Annotated in this window: 20 protein-coding genes; 3 read left to right on the forward strand and 17 right to left on the reverse strand. The window is 64.4% G+C overall.

What is annotated here, in order from left to right; all coding sequences use genetic code 11:
• Positions 1 to 40: 40 nt before the first annotated feature.
• The 10 genes from moaB to BMY30_RS00365 all read right to left on the reverse strand — a co-directional run bounded on the left by moaB (position 41) and on the right by BMY30_RS00365 (position 9,314).
• On the reverse strand, positions 41 to 562 hold the full coding sequence (gene moaB, locus BMY30_RS00320) for a molybdenum cofactor biosynthesis protein B (RefSeq protein ID WP_089709630.1): 522 nt from the start codon (positions 560 to 562) through the stop codon (positions 41 to 43).
• Positions 559 to 882 carry a DUF1244 domain-containing protein gene (locus tag BMY30_RS00325; protein WP_089709632.1) on the reverse strand — a complete coding sequence of 108 codons (324 nt, stop codon included), beginning with the start codon at positions 880 to 882 and terminating at the stop codon, positions 559 to 561. Before BMY30_RS00325 ends, moaB begins: the two co-directional genes overlap by 4 nt.
• Positions 883 to 977: 95 nt before the next feature.
• Positions 978 to 2,039, reverse strand: coding sequence for a formate dehydrogenase subunit gamma (locus BMY30_RS00330; RefSeq protein ID WP_089709634.1), 1,062 nt, complete (start codon positions 2,037 to 2,039; stop codon positions 978 to 980).
• 12 nt (positions 2,040 to 2,051) lie between these two features.
• Positions 2,052 to 2,666: a formate dehydrogenase FDH3 subunit beta gene (fdh3B, locus tag BMY30_RS00335; protein ID WP_089709636.1), complete on the reverse strand. Its 615-nt coding sequence runs from the start codon at positions 2,664 to 2,666 to the stop codon at positions 2,052 to 2,054.
• A gap of 10 nt (positions 2,667 to 2,676) precedes the next feature.
• Complete coding sequence (locus BMY30_RS00340; RefSeq protein WP_089709639.1) at positions 2,677 to 5,532, reverse strand: molybdopterin-dependent oxidoreductase; 2,856 nt, start codon at positions 5,530 to 5,532, stop codon at positions 2,677 to 2,679.
• Between the two features lie 26 nt (positions 5,533 to 5,558).
• Positions 5,559 to 5,762 (reverse strand): twin-arginine translocation signal domain-containing protein, encoded by a 204-nt coding sequence (locus tag BMY30_RS00345; RefSeq protein ID WP_089709641.1) that lies wholly within the window; start codon positions 5,760 to 5,762, stop codon positions 5,559 to 5,561.
• A gap of 82 nt (positions 5,763 to 5,844) precedes the next feature.
• Positions 5,845 to 6,447 carry a TorD/DmsD family molecular chaperone gene (locus tag BMY30_RS00350; RefSeq protein ID WP_089709643.1) on the reverse strand — a complete coding sequence of 201 codons (603 nt, stop codon included), beginning with the start codon at positions 6,445 to 6,447 and terminating at the stop codon, positions 5,845 to 5,847.
• Between the two features lie 5 nt (positions 6,448 to 6,452).
• Positions 6,453 to 8,165: a 4Fe-4S dicluster domain-containing protein gene (locus BMY30_RS00355; protein ID WP_089709645.1), complete on the reverse strand. Its 1,713-nt coding sequence runs from the start codon at positions 8,163 to 8,165 to the stop codon at positions 6,453 to 6,455.
• A 103-nt stretch (positions 8,166 to 8,268) separates the two neighbouring features.
• Positions 8,269 to 8,886, reverse strand: coding sequence for a DUF3306 domain-containing protein (locus BMY30_RS00360; protein ID WP_089709647.1), 618 nt, complete (start codon positions 8,884 to 8,886; stop codon positions 8,269 to 8,271).
• Positions 8,883 to 9,314 carry a DUF3305 domain-containing protein gene (locus BMY30_RS00365; RefSeq protein ID WP_089709649.1) on the reverse strand — a complete coding sequence of 144 codons (432 nt, stop codon included), beginning with the start codon at positions 9,312 to 9,314 and terminating at the stop codon, positions 8,883 to 8,885. Before BMY30_RS00365 ends, BMY30_RS00360 begins: the two co-directional genes overlap by 4 nt.
• Positions 9,315 to 9,410: 96 nt before the next feature.
• Between BMY30_RS00365 and BMY30_RS00370 the strand changes: the two genes are divergently transcribed.
• The gene (locus BMY30_RS00370; protein WP_089709652.1) at positions 9,411 to 10,256 is read left to right on the forward strand and encodes a formate dehydrogenase accessory sulfurtransferase FdhD; all 846 of its coding nucleotides are present in this window, start codon (positions 9,411 to 9,413) and stop codon (positions 10,254 to 10,256) included.
• Positions 10,257 to 10,289: 33 nt separating this feature from the next.
• On the opposite strand, the gene BMY30_RS00375 is transcribed toward BMY30_RS00370, so the two are convergent.
• Positions 10,290 to 11,225 (reverse strand): histone deacetylase family protein, encoded by a 936-nt coding sequence (locus BMY30_RS00375; protein ID WP_089709653.1) that lies wholly within the window; start codon positions 11,223 to 11,225, stop codon positions 10,290 to 10,292.
• Between the two features lie 110 nt (positions 11,226 to 11,335).
• On the opposite strand from BMY30_RS00375, the gene BMY30_RS00380 reads away from it, so the two are divergent.
• Positions 11,336 to 14,083, forward strand: coding sequence for a bifunctional acetate--CoA ligase family protein/GNAT family N-acetyltransferase (locus tag BMY30_RS00380; RefSeq protein WP_089709656.1), 2,748 nt, complete (start codon positions 11,336 to 11,338; stop codon positions 14,081 to 14,083).
• A 72-nt stretch (positions 14,084 to 14,155) separates the two neighbouring features.
• Here BMY30_RS00380 and pdxH read toward each other — a convergent pair whose 3' ends face one another.
• The 4 genes from pdxH to BMY30_RS00400 form a co-directional block, all read right to left on the reverse strand.
• Positions 14,156 to 14,797 carry a pyridoxamine 5'-phosphate oxidase gene (gene pdxH / locus BMY30_RS00385; RefSeq protein ID WP_089709658.1) on the reverse strand — a complete coding sequence of 214 codons (642 nt, stop codon included), beginning with the start codon at positions 14,795 to 14,797 and terminating at the stop codon, positions 14,156 to 14,158.
• Positions 14,798 to 14,983: 186 nt separating this feature from the next.
• Positions 14,984 to 15,376, reverse strand: coding sequence for a DUF2069 domain-containing protein (locus BMY30_RS00390; protein ID WP_089709659.1), 393 nt, complete (start codon positions 15,374 to 15,376; stop codon positions 14,984 to 14,986).
• Positions 15,373 to 15,996: an NAD(P)H:quinone oxidoreductase gene (gene wrbA, locus BMY30_RS00395; protein WP_089709661.1), complete on the reverse strand. Its 624-nt coding sequence runs from the start codon at positions 15,994 to 15,996 to the stop codon at positions 15,373 to 15,375. The genes BMY30_RS00390 and wrbA overlap by 4 nt, the downstream gene beginning before the upstream one ends.
• A gap of 69 nt (positions 15,997 to 16,065) precedes the next feature.
• Entirely contained in the window at positions 16,066 to 16,509 is a 444-nt protein-coding gene (locus BMY30_RS00400; RefSeq protein ID WP_089709663.1) for a gamma-glutamylcyclotransferase family protein, read from the reverse strand.
• Positions 16,510 to 16,624: 115 nt separating this feature from the next.
• On the opposite strand from BMY30_RS00400, the gene smrA reads away from it, so the two are divergent.
• The gene (gene smrA / locus BMY30_RS00405) at positions 16,625 to 17,218 is read left to right on the forward strand and encodes a DNA endonuclease SmrA (RefSeq protein ID WP_089709665.1); all 594 of its coding nucleotides are present in this window, start codon (positions 16,625 to 16,627) and stop codon (positions 17,216 to 17,218) included.
• 10 nt (positions 17,219 to 17,228) lie between these two features.
• Here the strand turns inward: smrA and BMY30_RS00410 are convergent, their stop codons facing one another.
• Both BMY30_RS00410 and BMY30_RS00415 read right to left on the reverse strand, forming a co-directional pair.
• A complete protein-coding gene (locus BMY30_RS00410) occupies positions 17,229 to 17,762 on the reverse strand; it encodes a DUF934 domain-containing protein (protein WP_089709667.1) in 534 nt (177 codons plus the stop codon).
• Positions 17,752 to 19,407: a nitrite/sulfite reductase gene (locus tag BMY30_RS00415; RefSeq protein ID WP_089709669.1), complete on the reverse strand. Its 1,656-nt coding sequence runs from the start codon at positions 19,405 to 19,407 to the stop codon at positions 17,752 to 17,754. The genes BMY30_RS00410 and BMY30_RS00415 overlap by 11 nt, the downstream gene beginning before the upstream one ends.
• Between the last annotated feature and the right edge of the window lie 145 nt (positions 19,408 to 19,552).

Genomic DNA, 19,552 nt, shown 5'->3' on the forward strand with positions numbered 1-19,552 from the left:
TAGAGAGTTACATGGCTTATGTCGACGATGGGTGCTCCTGTCAGACATGTTGGCCTCGCTCGGGGATGACAAGATTGGCGAAGTTACATGGCTTGTGTCGACTGTCGAGTTGCGCGGCCAGAATGCCGTCCCAGCCGGTGCGGCAGGCGCCGGTCGAACCGGGCAGGCAGAACACCACGGTGGCGTTGGCCAGTCCGCCGAGGCAGCGGCTCTGCACGGTGGAGCTGCCAATCTCCTGCCAGGAAAGCTGCCGGAAGAGCTCGCCGAATCCTTCGATCTGCTTGTCGAGCAGTACCGAGACCGCCTCGGGGGTAGAGTCACGGCCGGTGAAGCCGGTGCCACCGGTGGTCAGTATCACCTGGATGTCGGGATCGGCGATCCAGGCAGAGATCACCGCACGAATGCGGTAGACGTCATCGGGCACGATGCGCTTGTCATGTAGCGCGTGTCCTGCCGACGTGAGGCGCTCGACCAGCGCCTGGCCGCTGCGGTCGGTCTGCTCGTCGCGGGTATCAGAGATGGTCAGCACCGCGACGGAGAGGGGAATCATCGGCTCGCTCATCCGTCTTTCTGCTCCTGCTTGGCGGCCTGGCGCGCCTCGAAGGCGGCCATCTGCTCGGGGGTGGACTCCTGTTGATACCTGGCCTTCCACTCCGCATAGGGCATGCCGTAGACGTAGTCACGGGCGGCTTCGTAGTCGAGGTTGGTACCGCGCTCATCGGCAGCGGCCACCAGCCACTTGGAGAGGCAGTTGCGGCAGAAGTCGGCGAGATTCATGAGGTCGATGTTCTGCACCTCCTTGTGCTCGTCCAGATGGCGGAGCAGGCGGCGAAAGGCGGCCGCCTCCAGTTCGGTACGGGTGGCGTCGTCGAGATGCTGCATGAAGGGCTCCTGTGAGTGGCTTTCGCGTCCCTGGTGGCAGCTTAACAAAAGACACCGCCCGAAGGCGGCGTCAAAGGAAGTATCCTAACCAACGCTCAGCCAGAGCGGGGGGCCGGTTCATCGCCCTGAGAGGACGTCCTGTTGGCTTCCAGTTGCTCCTCGGAAACCGCCTGATCCTTGACCTCCTCGTACCAGAGGTTGTGATGCTCCTTGGCCCAGGTCTCGTCCACGTAGCCGCTTGCCATGCCCTCGAAGGAGCCTTCGGTGCCGAGCGTACCGATGTAGATATGACCCAGTGCCACGGCCGTCAGGCCGAAGGCACCCACGGCATGGATGATGTTGGCCCATATCATGGTGTCGCGAGCCTGGCCGAAATTGGGGAAATCCATCACCAGGCCGCTAACGATCACCGCGATGCCCGCGGTGGCCAGCAGCCAGTACCACAGCTTCTCACCGCCGTTGGCGAAACCGGCATCCGGGTGGACGCCCTTGCCGACCAGGCCGCCACCCTTGGCGAACCAGGCCAGATCATGCTTGCGGGGAATGTTGTCGGCCAGCAGGCGCAGCAGCATTATCACCAGCAGGATGCCGAACAAGGGCCCTAGATAGTTATGGATCAGCTTGGTGCCGGACATCATCGCCGCCCAGAAGCCATCACCGAATACTGGACGGAACACCGCCTTGCCATAGGCAAGGTTGAGTCCTGTGAGAGCGAGCAGGATGAAAAGGGTCGCCACCGTCCAGTGCAGGGACCTGACCATCAGGGGCCAGCGCAGCAGCTTCCGCCCCGTTCGTGGCTCATCGAGCTTCTTGCGGCCGACCAGCAGGTAGAAGAGTGCGATCAATACGATCATGCCCACCACGGCGATCACTCCGAAGGGGGAAACCCAGCGCTCACGAAGCTGCCGCCAAGTCTCGCCAACGGTATTGATCAGGTTGTAGTCGGAGCCAAAGCGACTGGACCGGTAGTTGGGCCCGGTCTCGCCGCTCTCGATCTGACGCCAGATATCAGCGTCAACGGCAGGGACGGCCGTAGCCGCCTCCCGTTCCGGGTCCGCCTGGGCCAGGGCAAACTGAGCAAACCCCAGGCTGACCACCAGGGCCAGCATCAACAAGGGTAGTCGCCATAGCGCCCACCAGGGTGTGGTTGTTCTCATGACATGACCTCCTTACCCCTGCTGGGTAGCATCGTAGGCCAGGGAATCGGCATCGGCTCTGGGGTTGCCGGACCAGCCGCCATCCTCGTGTCCCCGCTGGACCACTCGCTGACGGAAGATATCGGCGACCTCCTGGGCATCGCCGGCCAGTAGTGCCTTGGTCGAGCACATCTCGGCGCACAGCGGCAGCTTGCCCTCGGCGATGCGGTTGGCCCCGTACTTCTGGTACTCCTCCTCGGCCGTCTCTGCCGGCCCGCCTGCGCAGAAGGTGCACTTGTCCATCTTGCCGCGCTCACCGAAGGCATTTTCCTTCGGAAACTGCGGAGCGCCGAAGGGGCAGGCATAGAGGCAGTAGCCACAGCCGATACACAGGTCCTTGTCGTGCAGCACGATGCCGTCATCGCGCTGGAACAGGGTTTCGGTGGGGCAGACGGCGATGCAGGGGGCATCATCGCAGTGCATGCAGGCCACCGAGATGGAGACCTCGCTGGGTTCGCCGTCATTGAGGGTGACCACGCGACGGCGCTGAATCCCCCATTCCACCTCGTTGGCATTCTTGCAGGCGGTGACGCAGCCGTTGCACTCGATGCAGCGTTCCGCGTCGCACATGAACTTCATAGTGGCCATGGTATTCTCCTCAGCTTGCCTTCTCGATGCGACACAGCGTGCACTTGGTTTCCTGCATCTGGGTCACCGAGTCATAGCCGTAGGTGGTGGCGGTGTTGGCCGCCTCGCCGAGCACATAGGGTGCCGTGCCTTCCGGATAGCGATCATGCAGGCTCTCACCCTGGAACATGCCGCCGAAGTGGAAGGGCATGAACACTACCTCGCGGGCAACGCGTGGCGTGACCATAGCCTTGACCTTCACACGGCCACCCTCTGCACCCTCGACCCACACCATGTCGCCTTCGGCGATGGCCAGGTCGTTGGCCAGGGCAGGATTGATCTCGACGAACATTTCCTGCTGCAGTTCGGCGAGCCAGGCCATGGAACGGCTCTCCTCGCCGCCGCCCTCATACTCCACCAAACGCCCAGAGGTGAGGATGATCGGGTACTCCCCGGTGACATCCTTCTCCTGGATGGTCCTGTAGAGGGTGGGCAGGCGGTAGTGCGAGGCCACGTCGTCCCAGGTCGGGTAGTCGGCCACCAGGTCGCGGCGACTGGTATAGAGCGGCTCGCGGTGCTTGGGGATGGGGTCGGGGAAGGTCCAGACGTTGCAGCGCGCCTTAGCGTTGCCGAAGGGGGCACACTCGTGGGCGATCGCCACGCGCTGGATACCACCGGAGAGGTCGGTCTTCCAGTTCTTGCCCTCCGCTTCGGCCTTCTCCGCGTCGGTCAGGTCGTCCCACCAGCCGAGGTCCTTGAGCATGGTGTCGGTGAACTCGGGATAGCCGTCCTCGAGCTCGGAGCCTTCGCTGAACGACCCATCAGCGAGGATATTCTCGCCGTCACGCTCGATACCGAAGCGGGCGCGGAAGGTCAGGCCGCCCTCGGACACCTTCTTGCTGGTGTCGTAGAGGATCGGTGTGCCGGGGTGGCCCATCTCGGCGTTGCCCCAGCAGGGCCAGGGCAGGCCATAGTAGTCACCATCGGCCGGGCCGCCTTCGGCGCGCAGGTCGCTGAAGCTGAAGGTGTGCCAGTTCTGCTGGTGGGCCTTGAGACGTTCCGGGCTCTGGCCGGTGTAGCCGACCGTCCACATGCCGGCGTTGAACTCCCGGGTGATATCCTCGATCAGCGGTTCATCGCCGTTCATCTGATAGTTCTTGACCAGCTCATCACCGAAGCCCAGCTTCCTGGCCAGCAGGTACATGATCTCGTGATCCGGCTTGGCCTCGAACAGCGGCTCGATCACCTTGTCACGCCACTGGATGGAGCGGTTGGTAGCCGTGACGCTGCCGGTGGTCTCGAACTGAGTGCAGGCCGGCAGCAGGAAGACACCGTCCTGACGGTCGTGCATGACCCCAGCTACGGTGGGATAGGGGTCGACGATGACCATCATCTCGAGCTGCTTCATGGCCTGCTGCATCTCGGGACCACGGGACTGGGAATTGACCGCGTGCCCCCAGTAGAACATCGCCTTGAGACGAGAACGCTGGGAGATGTCTTCTTCCTGCTCGAGTACCCCGTCGATCCAGCGCGAGACGGTGATGCCGCTCGAGTACATCGGCTTGCCGTCGGTGTACTCGGTCTGATCGAAGCGGCTCTTCAGCCACTCATAGTCGAGATCCCAGACGCGTCCCCAGTGCTTCCAGGCCCCCTCGGCCAGGCCATAGTAGCCGGGCAGCGAGTGTGACATCAGGCCCAGATCGGTAGCGCCCTGGACGTTGTCGTGGCCGCGGAAGATGTTTGCCCCGCCGCCGGACTTGCCGATGTTGCCCAGAGCCAACTCGAGGATGCAGTAGGCACGGGTATTGTTGTTGCCGGTGGTGTGCTGGGTACCGCCCATGCACCACACCACGCAGCCCGGGCGATTCTCGGAAATTCGCCGAGCGGTGTCACGCATCGCCTCCTCGGAAACGCCGGTGATGTTCTCGACCACATCGGGCGGGAACTGGGCCACCTCGTTGCGCACCTCGTCCATGGCGTAGACGCGCTGGTCGATGTACTCCCGGTCCTCCCAGCCGTTCTCGAAGATGTGCCACAGCAGCCCCCAGATGAAGGCGACGTCGGACCCTGGACGAATCCGCACGAAACTGTCGGCCTTGGCCGCGGTGCGGGTGAAGCGCGGATCGACGACGATGATCTGCGCCTGGCTGCGCTCCTTGGCCAGCAGGATGTGCTGCATGGCCACCGGGTGCGCCTCGGACGGGTTGGAGCCGATGAATATGATCGACTTGCTATGCTGGATGTCGTTGAGCGAGTTGGTCATCGCCCCGTAGCCCCAGGTGTTGGCCACCCCGGCCACGGTGGTGGAGTGGCAGATACGCGCCTGGTGGTCGGTGTTGTTGGTCCCGGCCAGGGCCGCGAACTTGCGCATCAGGTAGGCCTGTTCGTTGCTGAACTTGGCCGAGCCCAGCCAGTAGATGCTGTCCGGTCCGTGCGCCTCGGTGAGTTCCAGGACCTTGTTGCCGATTTGCTCGATGGCCTCGTCCCAGCTCAGCCGCTGCCATTCGCCGCCCACCAGCTTCATGGGATATTTCAGCCGGCGGTTACCATTGCCGTGGGCACGCAAGGAGGCGCCCTTGGCACAGTGGGCACCACGATTGATGGGGTGGTCGAAGGCCGGTTCCTGCTTGGTCCAGACGCCTTCCTGGACCTCGGCGTAGACGCCGCAGCCCACGGAGCAGTGCGAACAGATGGTTCGCTTGGTCTCGACGGGTGCTTCGGACCAGGTAGTCTCCTTCGCAGCCTCTGCACGCTGCATCATGGGGGCGCCCATGAAGCCAGCGGCGGCCAGGCCGCCGGTGGTGGCCCCGCTGCGCTTGAGGAACTGGCGGCGGGAAATCCCCAGCCCACCGGCCCTCGGGGTATCGGATCTAGGTGTCAGACGCATGGCATCGCTCTCCTGGCTCGGGGCCGTCAGTCACGCAGGGTGGCGTAGAAGGCACGGATATGGGGGGTTTCCCGGTACTCTCGGGAGGGCTCAGCGGCCTTTGTCGTTGGCTTGGCGTCGGCCTGGGCCAGGGTCACATGGCCTACCGCCGCCGCCGCTCCAGCGGCGGCGGTGCCGGCGCCGAGTGTCTTGAGGAAGCGCCGGCGCTCGGGGTTGCGTGTGTTGGACATGGGGATGTCTCCTCTACTCGTGCTGTCTAGGGCCACTGCCGGGCCCCGTTATGGTTATGGCATCACGGTCCGCTGTGAGGTGTCAGGGTTCGACGATCCTTACCGGATCCTCGAGCGACTCGGCCTCGAGTCGCCGAGTCTCCACTTCCATGAAAGCCTGGCCGAGCAGGCCCAGCTGTGCGTGGAAAGGGGTGTCGACCTGGCCGAGATCTGCCAGGCATTGCGAGGCCCAGGGGGCGAGATGGGCCATGAAGAAGCGCGCCTCATCCGGGGAGCGGGCCTCGATCAGCATGGCCATGACTTCACACAAGGCGGCCAGGTGGTCTTCCGGGTCCCGACTGTGCTCGGCACGCTGGAAGCCCAGTGTCTTGAGGTCGCGGCGCAGGGCGATCAGCGCCGCATCCATCAGCTCGCCGTTGCGGTACCAGGAGGCATAGGGCGTGATGTCGCCCTGTACTACCCCCACCAGATGACGGAAATGGGCGCGTTTGAGGGCCTCAGCCCGGGCCTCTCCCGCCGCGGCGATCAGTGACGCCCAGCGCTCGGCGAGCAGGGTGCCGTCCTGCTCGACCTCCAGCCCGGCTAGCCAGTCGAGCAGCGAGGCATCGGGCGCCTCGCGCAGCAGCCTCGCCAGCAGCCGGTAAACATCGGCTCGCAGGGCATCACGTTCGTTCAATTCGCTCATGAGACTCATACCTTCAGCTGCGCTTCAGGGTCACGGGCCATGGCCTGCCACACATCCTTGACGCGGCAGTCCTCGCACATCTCAAGCCGGGCCAGAGCATCGCCGGCGAAGTAGGGATGATCGGCCAGCTTGGCCTTGAGGGTCGCGACGGTACTCATGGTGGCGAACGGCTTGCCACAGCGAATGCATGGAAAGGCCGCTTCCTCGTGCTGGACCTGTCGCTCTCGTCGGGTCGGGTCGGCCAGAAAACCGGGTACCAGGGTGATGGCATCCTCCGGACAGGCCTCAGCGCATAGCCCGCATTGCACGCAGTCTGCCTCGCGGAAGCTCAACAGGGGACGGTCGTCACCGGTGGCCAGTGCCGGGGTGGGGCAGTTGGATACGCAGGAGAAGCACAGCGTACAGGCCTCGCCATCGACGGCCAGGCCCCCATAGGCGGCGCCGGGCGGCAGGGTGTGGCGCTGTCCATCGGGGCTGCCGAGGGCCTCCAGGTGGGTCAGTACGCTATCGAGGCGGTCGCGTTTGTCATTTCCGGTGAACGCCAGGGGTTCGCCAACCAGCGGCGCCTCGCCCGGCAGGGCGTCGCGAGCGGCCATGTCGCCGGACATCAAGCGGGTCAACCGTGATGGTGAGTGGCCGAGGGCCTGGAGCAGGGCATGGGCTTGGTCGAGCTGATCGTCGATGAAGCTCGTGAGGCGACCGGGCATTCCTGGACGGTACTGGATGCGGACTTCGGCGGCACCGCCGGCCAGGGCGGTCAACCACTGGTCGTGTCCGGCGGCCCCCAACTCTTCAAGCGGAATGTCGAGGACATGGCCTGCGGCATCGTTTTCCCCGACCAGATCACCGGCTTCGGCAAAGCGCACCACCGGCGCCGTGCCACCGGCTTCCCGATAGGCGGCAAGCCAGGCGAGCAGGGTCTCCTGCTGGCGTGCCGTCTCGGGGAGACGGAACTGGATCGCCCCGGTGGGGCAGGCGCTGCTACAGCTTCCGACGCCGTGGCAGCGGAAGGGATCGATCTCGATCCATGCCTCGATACGGCCCTGGTGGCTGTGGACAGCATCGGCCGGGCAGACGTCCAGGCAGCGGGTGCAGCCCGTATAGCCGCTGGCAGAATGGGCACAGAGGGCATTGTCGATCTGGAAATAGCGCGGCTTGTCGAACTCGCCCACCAGCCCGGCGAGGGCCTCAAGCTGGTCGTCACGTTGCGTGTCATGCCATGCGAGGGCGAGATAGCCCGGCGGGGGCAACTCGAGGGCAAGCACCGGGGACTCGCCCAAGTCGAGGATCAGATCGAAATGCTCGCGGTCAGTCAGCGCCCTTGCCAGGTCCAGTGGCCCGTCCTCGACTGCCATGCGGACCGTGAAGTGTCCGAGGTAGCCCTCGATGTCCACCGTACGCGCCTGTGCCCTGGATAGCCGTTGGCTGGTCATGCCGGCGGTGTCGGCGAGAAGCGCCTCGTCCTCTTCGCCTGTCTCGCTGCTGTCCATCGGCTCGGTGAATAGCAGGGTCGGAAGGGGAAGGCCGTGCTCGTGCAGGGCTCGAGCCGCCCGACGAACGTCACGCTCGTTGCCGAGCACGAGGGCATGACCCTGGCTGTGGTAGGCGACACTTGCCGGGGTGAGATTGAGCGGCCAGGAGACACGGCGGTGTGCCGCCTCTCGGGCCTGCCGGTTGCGGTCGTCGTCCACCGGCATGATATTGATTGGCTGGTTCATGCAGTCTCACGGTCGAGTGGCGTAGGATGAACGTGTTCTTATTGTTAAGTGCTTATTTATGAGTGTTGGTCGAATCGGCACCGCGCACAAAGGCTCCCTTGGTCTAAGGCGTACTTGGCGTTCGGCTGGGGTTGCTCACCAGTTCCTCGGGTTGTTGCTCTTCCTCGGGTTGTTGCTCTTCTTCGGGTTGCTCTTTCTCGATGTTTTCGCGTGTCACCTCTACCTGCTTGTCGTGCCCGACGGTAGCCTGCTGGGCATCGGCGTGTGATGCCTCCTTGGCCTCTCGGCCATTTTCTTCCAGGGCGTCGTTGTCGTCTTCCACTTGTCGGCGTGTCCAGTTGCGCAGACGTTCGGCCACCTCACTGGCCAGGGGCTGGAGCTTCTGCCGATAATCATCGTCGTAGTCATCGAGACCGTCGCGGATGCCGTAATGGTCCGCGGCAAAGAGGCGTCGCAATGCGCGCTTGCGCAGGCCGGCACTGACCCCGGAGGCCAGGTAGGCCTTGATGTCGCTGCCGGCGGGCAGGGTATCCGGGTCGGGCAGAGTGTGATCGAGGCTGCCGGACGCCGGCGAAGCGGAGGGCTCGGCAGCCCGGTCGGGGTGATCGGATTCCAGCGTTTCCCGGTCAGGCTCATCGTCCTGGCGCGGCGGTGCCGTGGTCTCCGGCGAGGCCGGGATCTCACCGCGCTTGAGGCGGGACCATCTCTCGAGCCTGCTCATGCCTCGATCTCCCGGGCACGCCCGGCACCCTTGCGTTTCTTCTTGCGCCCCTCCGCCGGGGCCTCGCCATGGTGGGCGATATACGCCTCGATCCAGGCCTGTATCGCCAGCGGCATGTCGACTTCCAACACGCGGTGCTCGCCATCGAGCCAGCTCGCTGCCACATCCTGGCTGGCGGTGATGGCAACAGGTGCTGGGCGGGTCCCGGCCTCACCGGCCTGCACGAACAGGCGGGGGGTACCACTGGTCAGGTTGAAGCGGTAGGCAGCGCGTTCGGTCATGTAGAGTTGCAGGTTCAGCGCCCAAGGGCCGTCGTGCCCCGGTACGAGCTCGATGATCTTCCAGCGTATCGTGGTGAAGCCCTTGATGGAGAGCGGTTCGCCGACGACATCGAAGCTGAGAGGACGGATGCTGGTGATCGATGACATGGGGAGGGGTCTCCAACCTTGTGTACCTGATAGTAAAGACAGTAAGGGGAGACAATGCCATTATCGGCAATCAACGTTTTTATCGAGGAGCCGTGGATGCAAGAGATCAGCCTGAGTCGGGCGCGCTTGCCTGCCACCCTGGAGATCGAGGTGCTCGACGAGTTCGGCGCCGCCAAACGGCAGGCCATCGCCGCGGAACGGGCCCTGACTGTGTACCTCAACAAGCGAGAGATCGTCACCCTGATGACTCTCGGGGCCGACCCCGAGGCCCTGGTGATCGGCTACCTGCGCAACCAGGGGCTGCTCGTCGATCAACGGGACCTCCAGGCGGTACATGTGGATTGGGAGGTTGAGGCAGCCGCAGTGGTCACCCGCCACCTGCCCGAAGATCTTGAGGAGCGCCTGGGTCAGCGGACGGTGACCACCGGCTGCGGTCAGGGGACGGTCTTTGGCCGGCTGCTCGAGGCCACCTCATTGCGTCCGCTGCCGGCCACCGTGATGCGTCAATCGGTGCTCTACCGGCTGCTTGACAACCTCGGTGCCTATAACGAGACCTATCGAAGTGCCGGTGCCGTGCACGGCTGCGCGCTGTGCCGCCAGGAGGGGGTGCTGGACTTCGTCGAGGACGTGGGGCGTCACAATGCCGTGGACACCCTGGCCGGCCGCCAGTGGCTGGCGGCGGCGGAAAGCACCGATGCCGACATCTTCTACACCACCGGACGGCTGACCTCGGAGATGGTGCTCAAGGTGGCGCAGATGGGGATCGGCATACTGGTATCGCGCTCGGGCGTGACCCAGAAGGGCGTGGAACTGGCCGAGCGTTTCGGCGTGCTGCTGATCGCCCGCGCCAAGGGACGCCACTTCCAGGCGATCCATGGCGCGGGCCGGCTCGAGCTAGATGCCGTACCGACGCGTCGGCCGGGAGACCGGGCGCAAGCGTGAGCCTCAGGCGCTGCTATCGCCTCGGCGGGGAGGTCACTCGCCGAAGGGCAGCCCGAGCAGGGCCTTGAGATGTGCCTCGGCACTACGTCCCAAGGAATCGAGGTCATAGCCGCCTTCCAGCACCGACACCAGCCGACCATCGGCATAGAGAGCAGCGATCTCCAATGCCATAAGAGTGATCCAGTGGTAGTCCTCGTCTTCCAGATTGAGCTCCGCCATGGGGTCCTCGCGGTGGGCGTCGAAGCCCGCCGAGACCAGCACAATTTCCGGCTTGAAGGCATGCAGGGCAGGCAGCCAGTCGTCCTCGATCGCCTGGCGGAAGGCAGCGCTGTCGGTACCCGCGTGCAAGGGCGTATTGACCACGTTGTTCCATTCGCTGCGCAGGTAGCGCCAGGGATAGAAGGGGTACTGGAAGCTGGTACAGACCAGCACCTCGGGATCATCCTTGAAGATGTCGATGGTACCGTTGCACTGGTGCACGTCGAAGTCGAGGATAGCGATCTTGCGAGCCCCGTACTTGGCCCTGGCGTGGGCCGCCCCCACCGCCACATTGTTGTAGAAGCAGAAGCCCATGGCGTCCGTGGCTTCGGCATGATGTCCCGGGGGACGCACCGCACAGAAGACGTTGTCGGCCTGGTGCCGGAACACCTGGTCGACCCCGCGCACCACGGCGCCTGCCGCTACCCTTGCCGCCTTGAGGCTATTCGGATTCATCATGGTGTCACTGTCGAGCGTGACGATGCCGTGCTCCGGCACGCACTTGTCCAGTGCCCGCAGATGGCGAAGAGGGTGGACTCGTGCCAGCTGCTCTTCGGTCGCCTCGACGGCATCCGATTGCATGGTCTGCTGCAGCACGCCGGATAGCATCAGCCTTGCCCGGATGGCATCCAGCCGCAAGGGACTTTCGGGATGTTCGGGGCCCATGTGATGCAACTGACAGTCGGGGTGAGTAATGTAGGCGGTGATCATGCACTGGCTCCGAAATGACTGAGGTCACCTTAATCGTGGCGCCCGCTTGCAGGACAGTGTCAATAAGTCGTACACAATGAAGGGCAACGTCCCTTCAGGGAGGATCTTGCGTGAGCACCCGCTTCCTGCGCCATTTCTTCGAGCCCGGCACCATCGCGGTGATCGGGGCATCCGAGAAACCCTATTCCATGGGCGGGCTGGTGATCCGCAACCTCCAGGAAGGCGGTTTCGCCGGCACTGTATGGGCGGTCAATCCCAAGGGCTACGACGACGTCTTCGCGATGCCTTGTGTCAGCCGGGTGTCGCAGTTGCCCGAGGTGCCGGATCTGGCGGTGGTCTGCTCACCGGTGGAGACGGTACCAGCCCTGATCGAAAGCCTGGGGCGCTTCGGGGTCAAGGCGGCGCTGGTGCTGTCCGGAGGTGCCCATCTCGACGATGAGCTTGACAACAAGGAGTCCCTGCGAAGCCGCATGCTCAGTGCCGCCAGGGCATCAGGCATCCGCGTTCTGGGGCCCGAGTGCATGGGGCTGATCGTCCCGGGTCGCAAGCTCAACGCCTCCTATGCGAGCAAGCCGGTCAAGTCCGGTCGCGTGGCCTATCTCGGCCAGTCGGGAATGCTCGGCAATGCCATGATCGACTGGGCCGCCGGCCGCGGCATCGGCTTCTCCCACCTGCTCACAGTGGGGGACAGCGTCGACGTTCTGTTGCCTGATCTGATGGACTATATCAGTCAGTTTTCGCCGGCCCAGGCGATACTGCTCCACCTCGAGCGCATCATGGATGCTCAGCACTTCATGACCGCGCTGCGCGATGCTTCGCGCAATCGCCTGGTGCTGGCCATCAAGAGCGGCCGAACTGCGGAATCCGACATTTCCGGCCTGCCGCCGACGCCCGGTGTCGCCAATCGTGACCGGATCTTCGATGCGGCCTTCGCGCGGGCGGGCGTCGTTAGGGTCGACGACTCCGATGAGCTGTTCGATGCCTTGGAGACGCTGTCGCGGATGAAACCCCTGAAAGGGGACCGCCTGGCCGTGGTGTCCAATGGCCTGGGGCCTGCAATGCTGGCCATCGACAAGCTGATCAACGCCGGGGGCAAGCTGGCACAGTTCAGTGAAGCGACCCGTGACGCCTTGCGCCGCGATGACTTCGACATGAGCAAGCCCGGCGAGAACCCGGTGGACCTCGGCGGCAATGCCACCCCGGAGCGACTCGTGGAGGCCCTGGAGATCGTGGCGGCCGACTCGGGTGTTGATGCCGTGCTGGTCGTCCATGCTCCGACTCGCCTGGCCCCGTCGAAGACCACCGCCCAGGCAATCATTGCGGCACGCAAGCGCTTCAAGCGCAACCTGCTGACCAGTTGGATGGGGCTGGAGGAGGCACTGTCGGCACGTTACGAGTGCAACCTGGCCGGCATTCCCACCTACATCTCCCCGGAGAAGGCGGTGAAGGCCTTCATGCACATGGTCAACTATCAGCGGGTGCAGGCACTGCTCCAGGAAATTCCGCCGAGTCTGCCTTCCGCCACCACCCCGGAGATTCGCCAGCGCTGTCGGTCCCTGATCGAGGAGGCCCGCGAGGCGGGGCGCGAGTGCCTGTCGCATTCCGAGACAGCCCAGGTGCTGGAGGCCTACGGGCTCCCGGTGGCGCCCAGCCGATACCCGCAGACCGCCGAAGAGGCCTCCGAGGCAGCCGATGCTTTCGACGGCGCCATGGCCCTAAAGGTGGTCCATGAGGGCAACTGCCACCCCTTCCGCTATCGCCAGCATCCACACAAGATTTCCGCCGGACTGATCCAGGACCTGGCGAGCCCGGAGCAGGTCGCCGAGGCCGTGGGCCGCCTGGATGACAAGATGAAGGAGAAGTTTCCGGACGTAACGATCCGCGAGTACTGTCTGCAAGGCATGCAGCGCGGCAAGCACTCCATGCAGCTGTGCGCCGGCATCACGCGTGATCCGGTCTTCGGGCCGGTGATCGTGTTCGGTATCGGCGGCTACAAGGTCAATATCCTGGCCGACCGCCAGGTGACCCTTCCGCCGCTCAACATGAGCCTGGCCGCGGACGTGGTGGGGCGCACCCACGCCGCCCGACTGATCCGCGAACACTCCAGCCATCCCGAACGCGATCTGGATCGGCTATGCGAACTAATGGTGAAGTTGTCGCAGATGGCCAGCGATTTGCTGCATCTACGCGGCCTGGAGCTCAATCCGCTGCTGCTCAACCGCGATGGAGTCATGGCGCTGGATTTCGCTATGGACCTCGGCCCTCCCGCCCGCTTCGCGATCATGCCCTATCCCGAGGAACTGCGAGAGTGGTTCACCCTCAAGAACGGTTGGCAGGTCGAGGTTCGTCCGATCCGGGCCGAGGATGCGCCGTTGATCACGCGTTTCCACGAGCAGCTGTCGGAGGAGAGCATCCGCTTCCGCTACTTTCACAACAAGGCCGACCTGACCCAGCGGGACCTGTCGAATCTTTCCCACATCAACTACGACCGGCAGATGGCCTTCATCGCCGAGCACCTCAGCGACGAAGGCAAGAAGGAAATGCTCGGGGTGGTCCGCGTGTGGAACGATCCGGACAATATCCGCACCGAGTTCTCGGTCATCATCCGCGATGACCTCCAGGGGCTGGGCATCGGCAGCCTGCTGATGAAGAAGATGATCAGTTACTGCAAGAGCGTGGGCACCCTGGAGATGATCGGCAAGATCATGGTCGACAACCATCCGATGCGCGCACTGATGAAGCACCTGGGCTTCAAGCAGCGCTACAACATGGAAGAGCAGGTGGTGGATGCGGTACTGCGGCTCAACGAGCCGGAGAGCGACTGGCAGCGGCACCGCCTGGAGAGCCTACCGGACTGATTCATCGCCGGTGAGAACAACGGCCCGCGCCGAGTGGCGAGGCCGTCCGTTGCGGCCAGCAAGTGCCCGCGGTCAGGGCGCCAGCCGGAAGCGGTTCCAGCTGCCGTCGCGACGCTCGTAGCGAATGCGATCATGGAGTCGGCTCGGCTGCCCCTGCCAGAACTCGATCATGTCGGGAATCACCCGGTAGCCCCCCCAATGGATGGGTCGGGGAATCGTCTGTCCCTCGTAGGCACGCTCGAAGCGCTGTTCGCGCTCCGCGAGCCAGGTGCGACCCGGGATCACCACGCTCTGGGTAGCCACCCAGGCACCCAGCTGGCTGCCACGCGGGCGGGTGGCAAAATAGTCATCTGACTCTTTTGGAGGGACCTGTTCCACACGTCCTTCGACGCGCACCTGGCGAGAGAGCGATGGCCACCAGAAGACCAGGGCTGCATGAGGCACATTGGTCAGTTCACTGCCCTTGTGGCTGTGGTAGTTGGTGTAGAAGATCAGCCCCTGATCATCGACTCCCTTGAGCAGCACGATGCGGGCGTGTGGCCTTCCCTGGCTGTCGGCAGTGGCCAGGGTCATGGCATTGCCGTCGTCGCCTTCGGCATCCAGCGCCAGGGTCAGCCACTCGTCGAACATCGTCATGGGCGTATCGGGAGTGGAGGACTCGTCGAGCTGGCCGCCCTCGTAGTCGCGCCGGATGTCGGCAATCTTGCGTGTCATGACCATCTCCTCGAAGTTTATGCCATGGTCGCCGCTTGCCGGGTCGAGCTCAATACCCCGCGCAGGCCGGATGGTGGATATTTTTCGCTAAGCTTATGGTGTCCAATCGCCAGTTGCACCATCGCCATGCAGGTGCGCCGATGCTCGATAGCAGGGCGTAGCGCAGCAGGATCATCACCGCCGGTGCTAGTCGGCCCGCTGCTGCCGGCTGCGGAAGCGGGCGTACGCCGTGCAGCCGACGAACAGGGCCAGGGCCACCAGGGCCTCGGCACTGCCGCGCAGTCCCTGGCCGGGTAGGGTGGCGACCATCACCCCTTGGGTGAAGTAGAGCAGGCTGACAAAGGCCAGCCAGGCATGGCCGCGGGGGCGGCGCGTCAGGATCGAGGGCAGGAAGAGCACCAGCGGCAGCACGAAGATCAGTAGCGGCACCAGGGCATTACCGTCGGTGGTGACGATTACCCCACGATAGACCATCAGCACCAGCAGCAGGCCGTAGCTGCCCAGCACCAGTCGGCGCGACCCTTCGGTCAGCCGGTCGAGCCCCTTGCGGGCTTCCAGTCCTTCCAGCCACTGTCTCATGAGGCCTCCCGACGTGAGGCCTCGAGGGCCTGGGCCAGCCGGGCCAGCCGCTTGCCCTGGGCGAAGGCCAGATGACGTTCATGCTCGTCCAGCGGCCGGTCGCTGCGCTTGCCGGCGACGTGGCTCGCGCCATAGGGCGTGCCACCCGCGTCCGTCTCCATCAACTCGATCTCGCTGTAGGGTAGGCCGGCATAGACCATGCCATGGTGCAGCAATGGCAGCAGCATCGAGATCAGCGTGGTCTCCTGGCCACCATGCAGGCTGGAGGTCGAGGTGAAGGCGGTGGCCGGCTTGTCGACCAGGGCACCCCCGAGCCATAGCTCGCTGGTGCCATCGATGAAGTACTTGAGGGGGGCGGCCATGTTGCCGAAGCGGGTCGGGCTGCCGATGGCCAGGCCCGCACAATGGCGCAGGTCATCGAGGCTGGCGTAGATGGCGCCCTCGTCAGGGATCTCGGGGTCGATGGCCTCGCAGGTGGCCGAGACGGGGGGCACGGTTCGCAAGCGCGCCTCGATGCCCTTGCAGGACTCGACGCCAGCGGCAAGGCGCTCGGCCATGGCGCGAGTGGCGCCATGGCGTGAATAGAAGAGGATCAGCACATAGGGACGGTGTTCGGTCATGGGGGTTCCTTTGACCCGGGATGCATGGCGGCCATTGTATCAGCGGGCTTCGGCAGGGCCAGCCTGGTGTCACTCCCCCGTTTCTTCATCAATCTCGGTCGGCAGGCGACGGTACACCCAGGCCTGACGCCCGTCGGTCAGCGCCTGGCGCACCCGTTCGTAGCGGATGCCGAGGCGCTCGTAGCGATCGAGCCGCTCGAGTTCCTCGGCATTCACGCGAAGCAGCAGCCCTTCGACCCTTGCCTCGGGTGCCGGCGACAGGTCGAGGCCCGTGCGCTCGAAGCCCTCCAGCACGGCAAGCTCGGGGTCACCGGCGCGGCCGTAGACCAGCCAACGGATCGGTGCGTAGGTGAGCGTGCCGTAGACGAAGACCCGGTGGGGGCCTTCCTGTACGGGGTCCAGGTGGTCAGGGCGATCATAGGTCCAGGGGCTGAGCATGGACAGCCACAGCCAGGCTGCCAGGACCAGCACGGCGCCGAAGGCCAGGGCACCCAGCCACTTTAGGGTTCGCATGTGGCATCCTTGTCGTAGGGAAGGTTGTCATCTTGCCATGATCGTCCCGGCGGCTTAAGCCGTCGGAGCGGCTCTGCTAGGATGAGATTTCCCCATCATGTCCAGGAGGTGCCCCATGAGTCAGCCGAATCGAAACGACATGGATTTCCGGGCACTGATGGAGGATGTGCGTCCCTTGAGCCGCGCCACCAACCGGGCCGATGCTGGGCGAACACGCGGCGCGCCTAGCGAGGCTCAACTGGCCAGGCGCGAGAGTGCCGAGGCCGAGGCCTCGGGCCGTGATTTTCTTTCCGACGACTTCGTCGACCTGGTACCGCCCTTCGACCCCGTGGCCTTCCACCGGGACGGCATCCAGCAGGCGGTGGTGGATCGCCTGCGCTACGGCGGCTACCCGGTGCAGGCCAGCCTGCACCTGCTGCGCCGGCCACTGGAGGAGTGCCGGCGCCTGCTGCCTCCGTTCATTCGCGAGGCCTATGCCCACGACCTGCGCTCGGTGTTGATCGTGCATGGCCGGGGCCGCGAGATAGACAGCCCGCCCAACGTGTTGCGCTCCTACCTGGCGAAATGGCTCGGCGCCTTCGACGAGGTCCAGGCCTTCGTTTCGGCGGGCCAGGCGGACGGAGGGCTGGGCGCCACCTGGGTGATGCTGCGCAAGAGCGAGCGGGCGAGGTCGGCCAATCGAGAACGTCAGCAGAAGCGTCGCGGCTGATGCCCCGACCTCAGGCGTGACCCTTCTCGCGCAGGCGACGCTCGAACAATGCTTCGCCCACGTCCACTGCCGGCTGGTAGCTGACGCTGAAGGCACCCAGGGCGCGCATGGCGTCTTCGAGTTGCTGGTCCTCGCGCAGGGCCAGGGCATCGAAGCCGCAGCGGGTCATGTAGAACAGCTGGTCGACCAGGACGTCACCGATGGCCCGGACCTCGCGGCCATAGCCGTAGCGCTCCCGGAGCAGGCGGGCCAGGGTGTAGCCGCGACCGTCGGTGAAGGCGGGAAAGTCGATAGCAACCAGGGGTGCGGCAGTGAGCTCCTCGGCCAGCGTATCGTCCAGCTCGGTATCACTGGGCAGCCAGGGGGCGAGTCCCTCTTCGCCCGCGTGCTGGCGCCAGAGGGCGAGTGGCACGATCACCGGGCGGCGATACGGCAATGCCTCGGCATCGCGTGACAGCGCCCATTCGTCCTGCTCCGGCTGCCCCATCTTGATCAGGGTGCGGGCATGTTCGAGCTGTTGATCTTGCTCGTTGTCATTTGGCATAGACCCGCTCCTTGAACGGCTTGAGGCCGATACGGCGATAGGTATCGAGGAAGCGCTCGTCCTCGTGTCGCTGGTTTACATAGACCTCCAGCACCTTGTCGATCACCTCGGGAACATCCTCACGGTAGAAGGAGGGACCGAGGATCTTGCCGAGCGAGGCATCATCGGTCGAGTTGCCGCCTAGGGATATCTGGTAGTACTCCTCGCCCTTCTTGTCGACGCCGAGAATGCCGATATGGCCCACGTGATGGTGGCCACAGGCGTTCATGCAGCCGGAGATATTGAGGTCGAGCGGCCCCAGGTCGTAGAGGAAGTCGAGGTCCTCGAAACGCTCCTGGAGTGCCTGGGCGATGGGGATCGACACCGCATTGGCCAGGCTGCAGAAATCACCGCCGGGGCAGCAGATAATGTCGTTGAGAGTGCCCACCGTAGGATTGGCCATGCCCAGGGCGTCCAGTTCCGCCCACAGTGCCTCGAGGTCGTCTACCGGCACGTCCGAGAGCACCAGATTCTGTTCATGGGTGACGCGAATCTCGCCGAAACTGAAGCGATCCGCGAGATCGGCCACCGCCTCCATCTGGTCGGCAGTGACATCGCCAGGCGCGTGTTCCCGACGTTTGAGCGACAGGGTGACGGCCTTGTAGCCCGGTACCCTGTGGTCGGTGACATTGTTGGTGATGAAGCGTGCAAAGGCACGATTCTCGGCGCGCAGCTGCTCGAAGTCTTCGATCGCGCTGTCACCCACCGGACGACGCTCGGGCTCGGGGAAGTGGCCTCGAGCGGCCGCCACGGCGGCCGGCGTCAGTGTCTGGGGGCCATCCTTGAGGTGGGCCCACTCGGCCTCGACGCGGCGACGGAACTCCTCGATGCCCAGTGCCTTGACGAGGATCTTGATACGCGCCTTGAACTTGTTGTCGCGGCGGCCGAACTGGTTGTAGACCCGCACGCAGGCCTCGAGGTAGGTAAGCAGGTGCTGCCAGGGCAGATCATCACGGACCACATCGCCGATCATCGGCGTGCGCCCCAGGCCTCCGCCGGCCAGCACCCTGACCTTGAGTTCGTCCTGTTCATCGCGCCACAGGCGCAGGCCGATGTCGTGGACCTGAATGGCGGCGCGGTCTTCTGCAGCACCGGTGACCGCGATCTTGAACTTGCGCGGCAGAAAGGCGAACTCCGGATGCAGGGTCGACCATTGGCGGATCAGCTCGCACCAGGGGCGTGGGTCCTCCACCTCGTCGGCGGCAATACCTGCGAACTGGTCACTGGTGGTGTTGCGGATGCAGTTGCCACTGGTCTGGATGGCGTGCATCTGGACCTCGGCCAGTTCGGCGAGAATCGCCGGCACGTCTTCCAGGGCCGGCCAGTTCAGCTGCAGGTTCTGGCGCGTGGAAAAGTGGCCGTAACCGCGGTCATAGCGACGCGTGATCGCTGCCAGGCGCCTGAGCTGATGGCTGCCGAGCATGCCATAGGGGACGGCAATACGCAGCATGGGCGCATGCTTCTGGAGATAAAGGCCGTTCTGCAGTCGCAGTGGACGGAACTCGTCTTCCCCGAGGCGGCCGGCCAGGTGGCGATCCATCTGGTCGCGGAACTGAGCGACGCGCTCATCCACGAGAGTCTGGTCGTAGGTGTCGTACCGATACATTCAGGCGTTTCCTGCAGGTCGAAGCGGGTGAAGGAGAATGCCGAGAAGGGCAACATACTCCTCTTCCTATATTCTATGAAAGAATAAATGATCATAGATTTTAATTAAATCGTTATTAACCGGCAGTGCGAGGCCAAGGATCGTC

This window comes from Halomonas daqiaonensis (assembly GCF_900109725.1).
Lineage (GTDB): Bacteria > Pseudomonadota > Gammaproteobacteria > Pseudomonadales > Halomonadaceae > Halomonas > Halomonas daqiaonensis.